Below are 13,776 nucleotides of genomic sequence, written 5' to 3'. Positions count from 1 at the left end.
TATGACGATGACCTTAGCGGTTGGGGATCTGGCGTATGCAGCAGTTATTGCACCGGGGTGCTGCTTTGATGCAGCACCAAGAAGCCCTGGACGCGTCCTGGGACGATTTGAAGCTCTTTTTAGCTTGCGCAAAATATAAAAGTTTCCGCAACGCGGCCGAAGAACTCGGCCTCACCTCCACCACGCTGATGCGCAGGATCGACCGGCTCGAAGAGAGCATCGACTGCAAGCTGTTCCTGCGCGACCAGAGCGGACTGACGCTCAGCGACGAAGGCGCTGCGATGATCGCCGACGTCGCGCATATGGAGCGTCATGCCTTCAACGTATTCCGGCGTGCCTCGCGATCGTCGAACGACACGTCAGGCACCGTGCGCGTCGCGGTGACGGAAGGCCCCGGCAATTTCTGGATCCTGCCGCGGCTGATCGATTTCCAGAAGACCTATCGCAAGATCACCGTCGATCTACGCTGTGCGATGGAGCAGGCCGACGTCGCCCGGCTCGAATCCGACATCGCGATCCAGCTCGAGCCGCCGACCAATCCCGACCTGATCGTCGCCAAGCTCGGCCGCCTGCACATCTATCCCTTCGTCTCCAGGGAATACGAGAACCTCTACGGTGTGCCGGCGTCCCTGGCCGAGTTGAAGAACCATCGCATCATCAAGCAGAGTGCGCCTCAGGTCGACGACGGCGCCTACGCCCGCGTGCTTGGACTGAAGTCGCTCGAGGGCATCGTCGGGATCAAGACCAACTCCTCGGTCGGCGTGCTCTATGCGGTGGAGCGCGGCGCCGGCATCGGCTTCCTGCCGACCGTGTCGATCGCGCTCGGCGCACCGCTCGTTGCCGTCGATCTCGGTGTCAGCCACCACGCCGATCTCTGGCTCACCTATCACAAGGAATTCCGCGACTCCGAGCGCCACAAGATCGTGGTCGACTGGCTGAAGAAGATCTTCGATGCCAAGACCCATCCCTGCTTCCGCGACGAGTTCATTCATCCGAGTGCACTGGTGCCGATGATGACGGCCGCGCGCGAGGGTTTTGGGCTAACGGGTTATGTCGCGGCAACGCCGACTTAGACGCAGGGGGCGCTTCGCCCTCACCATCTGTATTCGAAGCCGACCGTGCCCTGGTGCGACGTTAGCTCGTTGCGGAACTTGCTGTCATAGTTGATGTAGAGCCGCGCGACGCTGGTGAGGCTGAGCGAGGCCGAGGCGCCGGCATCCATGCCGTAACGGCTCTCCCCGATGCCGGGAACGACGATGCTCTGGGTTCCCAAACTGACCTGCACCGATCCCAGGTTCTGGTAGAAATTCTCGACGAACTTGCCGTAGGCCGACAGGTCCAGGATCTTCTGGTCGTAGATGAAGTAGCGCCCGATCTCCGCGCCGATCATCACGCGTGCGCGTGAGAGTGCCGTGGAGCCGACGTTCAATGGATCGAGTCCTCCGGCCTCCTGGAACGCAGCGCTGGTGGCGCGCACATATTCGAGCGCGCCCTTGGGCACGACGCGCATCTGGTCCTTGGTCCAGTAGTAGCTGATCTCGGTCAGGCCACCGTCGACCGCGGCAAGATAACCCGCGGTCGCAAGACCAACGCCGGTGTCCCTGCTGGAACGGACCTTGCCGAAACCGTGCACCACCGCGAACGCCCAGGTCCACGGTCCCTTGTCGACCGAGCCGTTGAAACCGATCTGCGTCAGGTCGAGCGTCGCCGACTGCAGCGCCAGCGGCACGTCGATGTCGGTATGGCTCTGGTCGACGGAGAAACCGAGATTGACGCCCGGCGCGACCCGCGCGCCGAAGCCGGCGACGCCGCCGAAGGTCTTGCGCTTGTCGCCGACGAAATCGCCTTGCGCGTCGGTCCGGACCGAGATGCCATAGCCTTCGAACCAGGTGCGGTAGCGCGGATCCTCCGTGCTCGCCGAGGCGCCGCCCCCACCGGGATTGGTGCGCGATGCACGGTTGACGCCGCCGGAGGCCTGGTCGCCGAGCCGCTCCAGGAAATTGGAGCCAAGATTGAGCGCACTGTTGCCGGCCGACTGGTCGTAATTGGTCGCGGTCGGCATGGGGGTCGGCGACGGCGCGGGTGTCGGGGTCGGGGTCGGCGTGGGCGTCGGACTCTGCGCAAAGGCTGATGTCGCCGACATCATCACGACGAGTCCAAGCGCCATGGCGAGCGCAGCCGCGATCCGACGGACACGGCCCAGCCCGATCGTCTGCCGTGTCCCGGAGAGCTGCAAGGCGCAGCGCATGACGACTAATCCCGAAGCAAAGTGGCGGAGCGCAAAAATGCAACACGAAGGGCGCGCGCTTGCGGCGATTTGTGCCGAACTGCCACGCAGGGTCAACCGGTTGGCGCGCTACAGCGGAGGCTATTGCCTCGATTGTGGTTCCCTTGCCACAGGTCGCAAATTGCAGAGAGCGACATTCGCCGCGATCTTGAAATCCGCGCGCGGCTTGCTAACGGGCGATTTTCATGTTGCAATATCGGACACAATCGGAATTGGCCGCTCGGCTGTGCGTTTCGCGACATTGAGACTCGAACAGACTACCGGAAGCCCGTTTGTGGCGTGGCACGCGAAACTGCGGCCGCGTCTTTTTTGTATCTAGTGGAGGAGATGAGCGATGCCGCAAAAGGGCACCGTCAAATGGTTCAACCCGACCAAGGGCTATGGCTTCATCAAGCCGAACGGCAGCGATAAGGACGTGTTCGTCCATATCTCGGCCGTCGAGCGTGCCGGACTCTCGACCCTTAATGAGAACCAGGTGGTTGAATACGACCTCGTGGAGAACCGCGGCAAAGCATCCGCGGAGAACCTCAAGGTCTCCTGATTTCTCTCAAAGCTTCGCGCGAGAGATCATGACGATGCCCCCGGCTCTGCCGGGGGATTTTGTTTGGGGCGAGCGACACAAGGCCTAAGTCGACGACTTTCGAAGTTTTTCCAAGGCGACGTCCCAAGGAATCGAGGTCGGAAGATAGTGAATGCGCCCACCTCGATCGATGAAAATGGGACAGTTTCCGGCGAGGTGAGAACTAAAGTTGCCCGTCTCGACGAATTCGCGAGTGTTGTAGAAGAAGACCCACCCTTCACTGACCTTAACCGTCTTCTCGGAGAGCATAAGGTCTTCACCGCAGGCAACACCGATTTCAATCACCTCGGCTTCAGCAAGCGCGTAAGCCTGATCGGGCGACATCAGAGGATTGTCACCGGCGAAACCAGAAAATTCTCCGAGGGCCCGCTACCCGCCGTCTTGCACACATCGCCCTCGATCCGGACCTTGCCGGTCGCGAGCAGCCGTAGCGCCTCGGGATAGATGCGGTGCTCCACCTCGAGGATGCGCTCCGACAGCGTAGCGCCCGTGTCGTGGTCGCTGACGGGAACCGCGCCCTGCATCACGATCGGGCCGGCATCGGTCTCGGGGATCACGAAGTGCACCGTCGCACCAGACAGCTTGACGCCGGCGCGCAAGGCCTGACCATGCGGGTCCAAACCTGGGAACGACGGCAGCAGCGACGGATGGATGTTGAGCATCCTCCCGTACCAGGCCTTGGTGAATTCGGCCGTGAACAGGCGCATGAAACCGCCGAGACAAATCAGCTCGATGCCGTGCTGGTCGAGCGCGGCCTGCAGCAGCTTTTCGAAGCCGGCGCGGTCCTTGCCGAACGGCTTGCTCTCGATCACCAGCGTTTTGACGCCGCTCGCCCTGGCGCGTTCGAGCCCCAGAGCGTCGGCCTTGTTCGCGATGACGAGCGAGATTTCCGCCGGAAAATCCGGTGCAGCAGCGGCCCTGATCAGCGCGGACATGTTGGAGCCGCGGCCGGAAATCAGGATGGCGACGCGGCGCTTCATCACAGCGCCAGTCATCACAGAGCCAGGTCGAGGTGGCCGTTGTAGACGACGCGGTGCTCGCCCTCGGCCGGAATCACGGTACCGAGCTGCGCAACCGTCTCACCGGCATCGCTGAAGACCTGCACGACCTGATCGACCTTGTCGGGCTCGACGATCGCGATCATGCCGATGCCGCAGTTGAAGGTGCGCAGCATCTCGAGCTCGGCGATACCGGCTTGGGCAGCCAGCCATTTGAACACCGGCAGCACCGGCAGGCGCGCCAGATCGATGCCGACGCCAAGATGGCTCGGCAGCACGCGCGGAATGTTGTCGGTGAAACCGCCGCCGGTGATGTGGGCGAGCCCCTTCACCGCGCCGGTCTCGCGGATCGCACGCAGGCAGGATTTGACGTAAAGCCGCGTCGGCGTCAGCAGAGCGCCGCCAAGGGTCATCACGGGAGAGAAAGGCGCCGGCGCCTCGAAGCTGAGGCCGGACTGCTCGACGATCTTGCGCACCAGCGAGAAGCCGTTGGAGTGCACGCCAGACGAGGCAAGGCCGATCACGGCATCGCCCGCGGCGATGTCCTTCCGCGGCAACAAGGTACCACGCTCGGCGGCGCCGACGGCAAAGCCGCCGAGGTCGTAGTCGCCGTCCTTGTAGAGGCCGGGCATCTCGGCTGTCTCGCCTCCGATCAGGGCGCAGCCGGATTCGCGGCAGCCTTCGGCGACACCGGCGACGATCGAGGCGGTCGCCTCCGGGTCGAGCTTGCCGCAGGCGAAATAGTCGAGGAAGAACAACGGCTCGGCGCCCTGCACCACGAGGTCGTTGACACTCATGGCGACGAGGTCGATGCCGATCCCGCCATGCAGGCCGGTCTCGATCGCGATCTTGACCTTGGTGCCGACGCCGTCGGTCGCGGCGACCAGGACGGGGTCCTTGAAACCGGCCGCCTTGAGGTCGAACAGGCCGCCGAAGCCGCCGATCTCGGCGTCGGCGCCGGGCCGCGCGGTGGCGCGCACCATCGGCTTGATCAGATCGACCAGGCGGTTGCCCGCGTCGATATCGACGCCTGAATCGGCGTAAGTGAGGCCGTTTTTGCGGTCGGTCATGCCCGATTTCCAGTGGGTTTGCGGCTGGTTACGTCGAATTCCGGGGACGCGCAATGGCAAGCGTGGCGCCCCGCCCTATACTATGTAGATATCAACCGGTTCAGCCTTCAAACGGGCCGGATTCGAGGTCAGGCCGGGTGCCAGGAAGCGCCGCGTGAGTATTCCGAATATCATTACCCTGGGCCGCATTTTGCTGGTCCCGATCATCGTCTGGGCCATCGTGTCGAGCCAAATGGAGGTTGCGTTCGCCGTCTTCCTCATTGCCGGCGTCAGCGACGCGGTCGACGGCTTCCTCGCCAAGCGCTTCAACATGACGAGCGAGCTCGGTGCCCTGCTCGATCCGCTCGCGGACAAGGCGTTGCTGGTCTCGATCTATCTGGCGCTGGGCATCTGGGGCGACATCCCGCGCTGGATCGTGATCCTGGTGGTGTCGCGCGACATCATGATCGTCGCCGCCGTAATCGTGTCCTGGCTGTTCGACAAGCCGGTCGAGATGAAGCCGTCGAAGGTGTCGAAGCTCAACACCGCCGCCCAGGTGGCCTATGCTGCGCTGGTGCTGGCCTCCCTCGCCTTCGGCTTCAAGCCGTCGCCCTATGATATGATCCTGATGGGCCTCGTCACGGTCTTCACGCTCTCTTCCGTGTCGCTCTATCTCGTCGAGTGGCTGCGGCACATGAGCACGATCGAGGCCAAGTAGCACGATCGAGGCCAAATGAGCCGGGATGCGGCCCCGCAAAAGGCCAACTCCCGCTCGATGAAATCGAATCTCTTCAAACGAAGCCGGCGTGCCGGCACGGAGCACAGCAAGCGTGGCAGGCCGCGTTCATCCCCGACAATTGGCATTCTCGCTTCCGCACGCGGAGAGCCTCAGCCGGGATAATTTCCTCGAGGGCCCCGCCAACGAAGCCGGTCTTGCCCTCATCGATGCCTGGCCGGAATGGCCGAACCGGATCATGTGGCTGGCCGGCCCGGAAGGAAGCGGCAAGAGCCATCTCGCCGCGATCTGGGCCGAGGCTTCCGGCGCCCGCTCGACTACAGCGAATGGGCTGACCGCCGAAAACGTCCCGGGCGCGCTCGCCACCGGCGCGCTGGTGGTCGAGGATCTCAAGGCAAAAGCGTTCGACGAGCGGGCACTGTTCCACCTGATGAACCTCGCCCGCGAGGATGGGGCCTACCTGCTCTTCACCGGCCGCGGGGTACCGGCATCGATCGAGATCGAGCTGCGCGACCTGCGCTCGCGGCTGCGCGCGGTGCCTGTCATCTCGCTGCTGCAGCCCGACGACCAGCTCTTCCGCGGCCTGATCGTCAAGTTCTGCGCCGACCGCCAGCTCACCGTGGATGAGAGCGTGGTCAGCTATCTCGCCACCCGCCTGGAGCGGTCCTCGGCGGCCGCACGGGAGGCCGTGGAGCTGCTCGACAGCGAGGCCCTGCGCCTCGGTCGCCCCGTCACGCGGGCGCTGGCCGCCGAGCTGCTTCGGGACGCCTGACCCCTCCACGCTGGCTCCAAGGCGGCTTGACGCGGCGCAGCGGCGGAACATCAATGTCATCGAAACGTCATCGGACTAACACATGCTCCCGCCGGTTTTGCGCATAAGTCGCAAATTGGGGCGAACTGGATGGATCGACTTCTGATGGACTCTGCGCAAGCTGTTGAAATTAAAGAAAAAGCCCCGGAGACCGAGGGCCTGCCGGCGATTGCCTCAAGCCCCGAGCGCTTCATCAATCGCGAGCTTTCCTGGCTGCATTTCAACCGCCGCGTCCTCGAGGAAGCGGTCAATCCCAGCCACCCCATGCTGGAGCGGGTGCGATTCCTGTCGATTTCAGCGAATAACCTCGACGAGTTCTTCATGGTTCGCGTCGCCGGCATCAAGGCCCAGGTGCGCGAAGGCATTGCCGAGCGCGCTCCCGATGGCCTGACGCCGTCCGAGCAGCTCGCGCTGATCAACCGCACCGTCTCACAGCTCGCCTCCGACCAGCAGGCGATCTGGCGCGACCTGCGCAGCACGCTGGCCGAAGTCGGCATCGCACTGGTCGACGGCAAGGACGTCACCAAGGCGGAACGGACCTGGATCGAGGACTACTTCCTCAACAACGTGTTCCCGCTGCTGACCCCGCTCGCGATCGATCCCGCCCACCCCTTCCCGTTCATTCCGAGCCTCGGCTTCACCATCGCGCTCCAGCTCACGCGCGCCGCCGATGGCAAGCAGATGAACGCTCTGATCCGCATGCCCGGCAAGATCGACCGCTTCATCCGGTTGCCGGCCGAGGGCAAGGTCGTCCGGCTGATCTCGCTCGAGCAGGCGACCGGGCTGTTCATCAACCGCCTGTTCCCCGGCTACAATCTTCACGGCCAGGGCGCCTTCCGCATCATCCGCGACTCCGAGCTCGAAATCGAGGAAGAGGCCGAAGACCTCGTCCGCCTGTTCGAGACTGCACTGAAGCGCCGCCGCCGCGGGTCGGTGATCCGGCTCGAGATCGACGCCAAGATGCCGGAGGAGCTGCGCAGCTTCGTGCAGCACGCGCTGTCGGCCGCCGACGACGAGGTGTTCCTGGTCGACGGCGTGCTCGCCATGAACGAGCTCTCGCAGCTCACCCGCCTCGACCGGCCCGATCTCGAATTCACCCCTTATGTACCGCGCCATCCCGAGCGCGTGCGCGAGCATGGCGGCGACATCTTTGCCGCGATCCGGCAGAAGGACCTCGTCGTTCATCATCCTTACGAATCGTTCGACGTGGTCGTGCAGTTCCTGCAGCAGGCCGCCCGCGATCCCGATGTCGTCGCGATCAAGCAGACGCTCTACCGCACCTCCAACAACTCTCCGATCGTGCGAACGCTGGCGGAAGCCGCCGAAGCCGGCAAGTCCGTCACCGCGCTGATCGAATTGAAGGCGCGCTTCGACGAGGAGGCCAACATCCGCTGGGCGCGCGACCTCGAACGCGCCGGCGTGCAGGTCGTCTACGGCTTCCTCGAACTGAAGACGCACGCGAAGCTCTCGATGGTGGTGCGCCGCGAGGGCGGCGGCCTCACCACTTACGTCCACACCGGCACCGGCAACTATCACCCCGTCACTGCACGCATCTACACCGACCTCTCCTACTTCACCTCGGATCCGACCATCGGCCGCGACGCCGCGCGCGTGTTCAACTTCATCACCGGTTACGCCGCGCCGAGCGATCTGGAAAAGATGGCGGTGTCGCCGCTGACGTTGCGCAAGCGCATCATCGAGCACATCCAGGGCGAGACCGCGCATGCGCGGCATGGCCGACCCGGCGCGGTCTGGATGAAGATGAATGCGCTGGTCGACCCCGACATCATCGACGCGCTCTATGAGGCCTCGCAAGCCGGCGTCCAAGTCGAGCTCGTGGTGCGCGGCATCTGCTGCCTCAGGCCCGGAATTCCAGGCCTGTCGGAGAACATCCGCGTCAAGTCGATCATCGGGCGCTTCCTGGAACACGGCCGAATCTACTGCTTCGGCATGGGCCAGGGCCTGCCGAGCGCGAAAGCGGCTGTGTATATCTCCTCGGCCGACATGATGCCGCGCAACCTCGACCGCCGCGTCGAGGTGCTGTGTCCGCTGCAAAATCCCACGGTGCATCAGCAGGTTCTCGAACAGATCATGGTCGCGAATCTGAAGGACAATGAGCAGAGCTGGCAATTGTTGCCCGACGGGTCCTCGACGCGTATGAAGACCGCGAAGGGCGAGGAGCCTTTCAACGTCCACAACTACTTCATGACAAATCCGAGTCTATCTGGCCGTGGAAAGTCGCTCAAGGAATCCTCGCCGCGCCGTCTCACGCGCCGTAATGAACGTCATCAGTCTTGATCCGGGATCGAGGACGTGAAGCGGCCGCGTAAGCGCGGCTCGAGCGTCGCGGTCATCGATATCGGTTCCAACTCGGTCCGTCTCGTCGTCTACGAGGGACTGACGCGGAGCCTCATTCCGATCTTCAACGAGAAGACGCTGTGCGGCCTCGGGCGCGAGGTGCAGAGCACGGGCCTGCTTGCGCCCGATGCCGTCGACAAGGCACTGACCTCGCTGAAACGGTTCCGGGCCCTGTGCCGCGTCATGCAGGTCGGTCGCGTGTTTGCGATTGCGACCGCGGCCTGCCGCGACGCCTCCAACGGCCCCGACTTCATCGCGAAAGCCGAGCGCATCTGCGCCGTGAAGATCGAGATCCTGTCGGGCCCGCGCGAGGCGCGGCTGTCGGCGCTCGGCGTGATCTCCGGCATCCATCATCCCGACGGCATTGTCGGCGATCTCGGCGGCGGCTCGCTCGAGCTGATCGACGTGCGCAAGAACAGCGTGCGCAGCGGCGTGACGCTGCCGCTCGGCGGCCTCGCGCTCCAGGACCTCGCGCACAAATCGCTCAAGCGCGCCGACCGTATCGTGCGCGAGGAGCTCGACGAGGTGCCGCAGCTTACCGCCGGCCGCGGCCGCACCTTCTACGCCGTCGGCGGCACCTGGCGCGCGCTCGCGCGCATCCACATCATCCAGAGCGGCTATCCGCTCCAGGTGATGCACGGCTACTCCATTTCCGCAGCTGAAGCGCTCGACTTTTCGCGTCGTCTCCGCCGGCTTGCGGCCGCCGACATGCTGGCCGACATCGAGATCGTCGCGGATGCCAGGCGTCCGCTCCTCACCTATGCGGCGCTGGTGCTCGAGCACATCATCCGCGTGGCGAAACCCAAATCCATCGTGTTCTCGACCTTCGGCGTGCGCGAGGGTCTCTTGCACGAGAAGCTGTCGGAATCCGAGCGCAACAAGGACGGGCTGATCTGCGCCGCGGAAGAGCTCAATCAGCTGCTGTCGCGTTCGGCAAAGCACGCCCGCGAGCTGATCGCCTGGACCGACCGCCTCGCGCGCGTGGTGAAGCTGCGCGAGACCGAGGAGGACCGCCGCTTGCGCCACACCGCGTGCCTGCTCTCCGACATCGGCTGGCGCGTGCATCCCGACCATCGCGGCGAGCAGACGCTGAGCCTGGTCGTCAACGGCAATTTCGGCGCGATCACCCACACCGAGCGCGCTTTCGTCGGCCTGTCCGTGTTCTACCGCTACGCGGGCCTGAGCGAGGAGAACCAGCCACCGGTGACCATGCAGGAGCTGCTGACACCGGCCCAGCTCGAACGCGCCCGTCTGCTGGGCGCGGCGTTCCGCGTCGCCCATCTGATCTCGGCGGCACGCCCGGGTGTGCTGCCGGCCACGCATTTCCGCAGCCAGGGCCGCAATCTGATGCTGGTGTTCGAGCACCGGCTCGTCGACCTCGTCGCCGACCGCGTCGGCAGTCGCTTCCGCGCCCTCGCCCGCCTGATCGGCCGCTCCGGCTCGATCGTGCGGCGCTAGACCAGCCAGCCGGTCCTGATCCTCCCCGGACGCTTCTTGAGCCACATGATCCCGCCGCTGATGAACAGGGCGAGAGGTGCGAAGCCGGCTGCGAACACCAACAGGCGTCCGATCAGTCCGAACGCCGCACCGTTATGGATCCAGAGCTGTTCGGCCATATAGCGATCCCCCATCGACATCGCGGACGAAGTGCGATCGTGCACCACTGCGCCACTCCATGGATCGAGCCAGATCGCTCCCCGGGCACGTACCGCGGGATCAGCACCCTCGTCCCGGAACTGCACCCGCCACGTGTTGCGCGTTTCGGTGGGCGGGTTCAGCATGGCAACCGCCATGCCCGGCTTGGCCGCTTGCGCGTTCCGCATGATCGCATCGGGTGATAGCGGCGGTGTCCCCGTGGGGGGCGGCGCTTCGATCCGTGGCGAGGGATCGGCAGTCGGTTGCGACACAAGGCCAACGATAGGACGCACGACGTCGGGAAAAATGATCCCGACGCCGGTCATCGAGATCCCCGTGAGCGCGAGCAGCGCCCAAAAGCCGGCCGTGCCGTGGACGTCGAAAACAAATCGAAGCAGCGAAACGTCCCTGCGGACCGACACCGATCGCCAGAATCGACCCGGCCTCGGCCACCACAAGATGAGGCCCGACATGGCCAAGCCGAGCAGCATGAACCCGGCAACGCCGACCAGCTCTCTGCCCCACCAATCATAGAGCAGCAGCGTGTAGTGCAGACGATAAACCTTGAGGGAGAACGCGTTGATGTAGTCACGCCGCCCGAGCACCTTCCCGTTCGAAGGATCGACCATGGTCGTCCAGCGATTCGGGTAACGGCCCTTCGCAGTTTCGTGTGCATGTATCACGACCCAGACCGGCCAGGTCCGATCCGGCGCGAGGATCGTGGCAATCGGCGCGGGATCCGCTGTCGCGGCGGCGCGCATCACCTCGCTCAGCGTAGCCTCTCGTTCCCGACCGGCGGGAGCGTAAAGCGCCGGGTTCAGGGCGGCGTCGATTTCCCGATAGAAGACGATGAAGCTACCCGTGAGGCCGATCAGCACCACGACGATGCCGCCGAGCAATCCGAGCCATCGATGAGCCCACAGAAGCCCGCGCCGTGCGCGTCTGGTGAGGTTCGGGGCCGGCAACATCGCCATTGCGCGCGTCAAAGCCGACCCGCCTCAGAAATCCGTCGACATCGACAATAGCAGGGTTCGCGGTACGCCTTGCGACAATGCGGAGAAGCTCGCCACGCCAGCCCAGTAATTGGTATCGAACACGTTCTGAACCAGGGCCCGCAGCGTCACCGGCCGGTTGTTGATCCGCGTGTTGTAGCGGGCACCCAGGTCGAGCCTCGTCCAGGCCGGAACGACCTGCGTGTTCGCCGCATCCAGATATTGGTGTCCCGTATAGATGGGGTTTGCGACCAGCGTCAGTCCGGGTGCGAACGGGGTGTCCCATTCGGCGGACAGGTTTGCCTGCACCTGAGGCACGCCGATCGGCGTCTTGCCGAGATTGGTTGGCGTGCTCGTCTTTGTCAGCTCCGCATCGATCAACGTAACGCCGCCAAGGACTCGTATACCCGGCTGCACCTCTCCGAATACGGTGAACTCCAGGCCGCGGTTGCGCTGTTCGGCGTCGGCCCGGAAGACCTTGTCGACACCCAATTGTCCCGAAGGCTTGGTGATCTCGAACACGCTGATCGTGGTGGCCAGCATTCCGAAATCGACCTTGACGCCTGCCTCGTGCTGCTTGCTGAAGTAAGGCGCAAGAACTTCTCCCTGATTACTCGCGGTCGTCGGTGCGATGTCGCCTTTGCTGAGCCCTTCGATGTAGTTGGCGTACAGCGAAACGTTGCTCCAGGGCTTGACGACGAGGCCGACCATCGGCGTGAGCGCCGTCTGGTCATAGGAGGACGTGACCGCTCCCGTGGTGGTGTTGAAGTTGTTGGATTTGACTCCCTGCTGACGCACGCCGACGGTCAGCTGAAGACGCTCCTGAAAAACCGACAAAGTGTCAGCCAGCGCCAGGCCGGTCAATTCGGTATCCGAAAGCTTCGGGACAGTCGCGGGAGCAGCAACGAGCTGCTCGGGACGGGCGATCGGCGCATAGATGTTGGACAGAACCGGTGTCCCGGAGAGAGAGCCCCGTGAGATCTGATCCGTGTAGTAGCTGCCCTGGAAACTCACGGCGTGACTGATCGCGCCGGTTTCGAACCGGGCGCGCACACCGGCGTCGGCGACATTCCTGTCGATATCGAATTTGAAGCGTCCCGGTGTCGACGTGGTGTTGCCGGCCGCGTTCAGGATGGTCGGCGTGCCGAACAAGCGATCGACCTGGGTCCTGCCGCCACCGCCGTCGGCGAACACCGTCACGGAATCCGTCACATCGTATTCGGCGCGCGCCAGCAGCGAGTTATCATGAACCTTGGCCCATTCCCAGGCCTGCGTGACATTGCGCCTCCCGACCGGCGCGGTCGGGACAGCTACGCCTGTTGCGACCAGAAATGGTCTCGTGGGCGCGTCGAACTTTTCTTCCTGATCGATGAAGTCGAGCGAGGCTCTGAATTTCTCGCCGCGATAGTCGAACGCTGCCGCGCCGACATGCGCCTCCCGGTTCTGGTTGTCCAGTGGTGTATCGCCATTGTGATAGCTGCCATTGACGCGAACTCCGAATTCGCGGTTCTCGCCGAACCGTCGGCTCACATCGAGATGCGTGCCGAACTGGGAACTCGTCGCGTAGTCCGTCGTAACCCGTGTGAGATCGACATCACCAGCACGCTTTGGAACGATGTTGATGGTACCCCCGACGCTGCTGTTCGGGGCCATGCCGTAAAGCAGCGCCGTCGGACCTTTGATGATTTCGATGCGTTCGACGTAGTCGGTGAAGACACGGTAGTTCGGTGCAACACCATAGACGCCGTTGAAGGCAATTTCTCCGACATTCCCCTCGCCGATCGGAAAGCCGCGGATGAAGAAGGAGTCGAGAATGCCGCCGGTCTGACCGGTGAAACGGACCGAAGGGTCGTTGCTGACGACGTCGGCTATCGTGCTGGCCTGCTGATCTTCGATCTTCTTCGCCGTGTAACTCGTGATGTTGAACGGCGTGTCCATGAAATCCTTGTTGCCCAGCAAGCCGATCTGGCCTCCGCGGGCGACCTGCCCACCTGGGTAGGAGGGCGGGAGTGCGCCCGGCCTCGCGGCAGCGGGGTTCGCTTCCGCCTGCATCCTGGCCCGCTCATTCGCGGGCGCGCTTTGACGGCCCGCCCTTCGACTTGGGTTCAAACGCGGGCGTGCACGCTGCTTCGGCACGTCGGCAGTGACGGTCACCGCCGGCAAGGCTGTCGCCGTCTCCGGCGCAGCGCTTTGCGCGCTGGTGCGGTGAAGGAAGCCGTCGCCGAACAAGGCGATGGAGACCAGAGAGGCCGCGAAAGCCGTCGGTCTGGAGAACTTCGGATGTGATTTGACGGTAGCGGCAAGAATAGCATCTGGGCGGCAGGTGGCTC

12 protein-coding genes are annotated in these 13,776 nt (G+C 64.0%); 6 read left to right on the top strand and 6 right to left on the bottom strand.

The genetic code is table 11. The annotated features are described in order from the left end of the window. The first annotated feature begins 35 nt into the window (after positions 1-35). Positions 36-1,073, top strand: a complete 1,038-nt coding sequence (locus tag ACKWRH_RS19260) for a LysR family transcriptional regulator (RefSeq protein ID WP_445221874.1) — start codon at positions 36-38, stop codon at positions 1,071-1,073. 20 nt (positions 1,074-1,093) lie between these two features. Here ACKWRH_RS19260 and ACKWRH_RS19255 read toward each other — a convergent pair whose 3' ends face one another. After that, entirely contained in the window at positions 1,094-2,248 is a 1,155-nt protein-coding gene (locus ACKWRH_RS19255) for an autotransporter outer membrane beta-barrel domain-containing protein (protein WP_445221873.1), read from the bottom strand. A gap of 373 nt (positions 2,249-2,621) precedes the next feature. On the opposite strand from ACKWRH_RS19255, the gene ACKWRH_RS19250 reads away from it, so the two are divergent. Beyond that, entirely contained in the window at positions 2,622-2,828 is a 207-nt protein-coding gene (locus ACKWRH_RS19250; RefSeq protein WP_007591938.1) for a cold-shock protein, read from the top strand. An 84-nt stretch (positions 2,829-2,912) separates the two neighbouring features. Here the strand turns inward: ACKWRH_RS19250 and ACKWRH_RS19245 are convergent, their stop codons facing one another. From ACKWRH_RS19245 to purM, 3 genes are read right to left on the bottom strand one after another with little or no spacing between them, the layout of a single operon-like run. Beyond that, positions 2,913-3,191, bottom strand: a complete 279-nt coding sequence (locus ACKWRH_RS19245; protein WP_445221872.1) for a YrhB domain-containing protein — start codon at positions 3,189-3,191, stop codon at positions 2,913-2,915. Further along, positions 3,191-3,847, bottom strand: a complete 657-nt coding sequence (gene purN, locus ACKWRH_RS19240) for a phosphoribosylglycinamide formyltransferase (protein ID WP_445221871.1) — start codon at positions 3,845-3,847, stop codon at positions 3,191-3,193. The genes ACKWRH_RS19245 and purN overlap by 1 nt, the downstream gene beginning before the upstream one ends. 14 nt (positions 3,848-3,861) lie before the next feature. Next, the gene (purM, locus tag ACKWRH_RS19235; protein WP_445221870.1) at positions 3,862-4,935 is read right to left on the bottom strand and encodes a phosphoribosylformylglycinamidine cyclo-ligase; all 1,074 of its coding nucleotides are present in this window, start codon (positions 4,933-4,935) and stop codon (positions 3,862-3,864) included. A gap of 154 nt (positions 4,936-5,089) precedes the next feature. On the opposite strand from purM, the gene ACKWRH_RS19230 reads away from it, so the two are divergent. The 4 genes from ACKWRH_RS19230 to ppx all read left to right on the top strand — a co-directional run bounded on the left by ACKWRH_RS19230 (position 5,090) and on the right by ppx (position 10,277). Then, entirely contained in the window at positions 5,090-5,632 is a 543-nt protein-coding gene (locus ACKWRH_RS19230; protein WP_445221869.1) for a CDP-alcohol phosphatidyltransferase family protein, read from the top strand. A 112-nt stretch (positions 5,633-5,744) separates the two neighbouring features. After that, positions 5,745-6,422 (top strand): chromosomal replication initiator DnaA, encoded by a 678-nt coding sequence (locus ACKWRH_RS19225; protein ID WP_445221868.1) that lies wholly within the window; start codon positions 5,745-5,747, stop codon positions 6,420-6,422. Between the two features lie 144 nt (positions 6,423-6,566). Continuing rightward, a complete protein-coding gene (locus tag ACKWRH_RS19220; RefSeq protein ID WP_445222438.1) occupies positions 6,567-8,759 on the top strand; it encodes an RNA degradosome polyphosphate kinase in 2,193 nt (730 codons plus the stop codon). A gap of 15 nt (positions 8,760-8,774) precedes the next feature. Beyond that, positions 8,775-10,277 (top strand): exopolyphosphatase, encoded by a 1,503-nt coding sequence (ppx, locus tag ACKWRH_RS19215; RefSeq protein ID WP_041957841.1) that lies wholly within the window; start codon positions 8,775-8,777, stop codon positions 10,275-10,277. On the opposite strand, the gene ACKWRH_RS19210 is transcribed toward ppx, so the two are convergent. Both ACKWRH_RS19210 and ACKWRH_RS19205 read right to left on the bottom strand, forming a co-directional pair. Next, positions 10,274-11,353 carry a PepSY-associated TM helix domain-containing protein gene (locus ACKWRH_RS19210; protein WP_445221867.1) on the bottom strand — a complete coding sequence of 360 codons (1,080 nt, stop codon included), beginning with the start codon at positions 11,351-11,353 and terminating at the stop codon, positions 10,274-10,276. The two genes, ppx and ACKWRH_RS19210, sit on opposite strands and share 4 nt — an antisense overlap. Before the next feature lie 99 nt (positions 11,354-11,452). Beyond that, on the bottom strand, positions 11,453-13,498 hold the full coding sequence (locus ACKWRH_RS19205) for a TonB-dependent receptor (RefSeq protein WP_445221866.1): 2,046 nt from the start codon (positions 13,496-13,498) through the stop codon (positions 11,453-11,455). Between the last annotated feature and the right edge of the window lie 278 nt (positions 13,499-13,776).

Source organism: Bradyrhizobium sp. Pa8, assembly GCF_052588265.1.
The sequence above is the reverse complement of the archived record's forward strand: the minus strand, read 5'-3'. Positions and strand labels throughout refer to the sequence as shown.

Bases quoted from the DNA above. Each gene is read 5' to 3' on its own strand.
- ACKWRH_RS19260 (WP_445221874.1), top strand. From the start codon at position 36: ATGCAGCAGTTATTGCACCGGGGTGCTGCTTTGATGCAGCACCAAGAA.
- ACKWRH_RS19255 (WP_445221873.1), bottom strand. From the start codon at position 2,248: ATGCGCTGCGCCTTGCAGCTCTCCGGGACACGGCAGACGATCGGGCTG.
- ACKWRH_RS19250 (WP_007591938.1), top strand. From the start codon at position 2,622: ATGCCGCAAAAGGGCACCGTCAAATGGTTCAACCCGACCAAGGGCTAT.
- ACKWRH_RS19245 (WP_445221872.1), bottom strand. From the start codon at position 3,191: ATGTCGCCCGATCAGGCTTACGCGCTTGCTGAAGCCGAGGTGATTGAA.
- purN (WP_445221871.1), bottom strand. From the start codon at position 3,847: ATGAAGCGCCGCGTCGCCATCCTGATTTCCGGCCGCGGCTCCAACATG.
- purM (WP_445221870.1), bottom strand. From the start codon at position 4,935: ATGACCGACCGCAAAAACGGCCTCACTTACGCCGATTCAGGCGTCGAT.
- ACKWRH_RS19220 (WP_445222438.1), top strand. From the start codon at position 6,567: ATGGACTCTGCGCAAGCTGTTGAAATTAAAGAAAAAGCCCCGGAGACC.
- ACKWRH_RS19205 (WP_445221866.1), bottom strand. From the start codon at position 13,498: ATGCAGGCGGAAGCGAACCCCGCTGCCGCGAGGCCGGGCGCACTCCCG.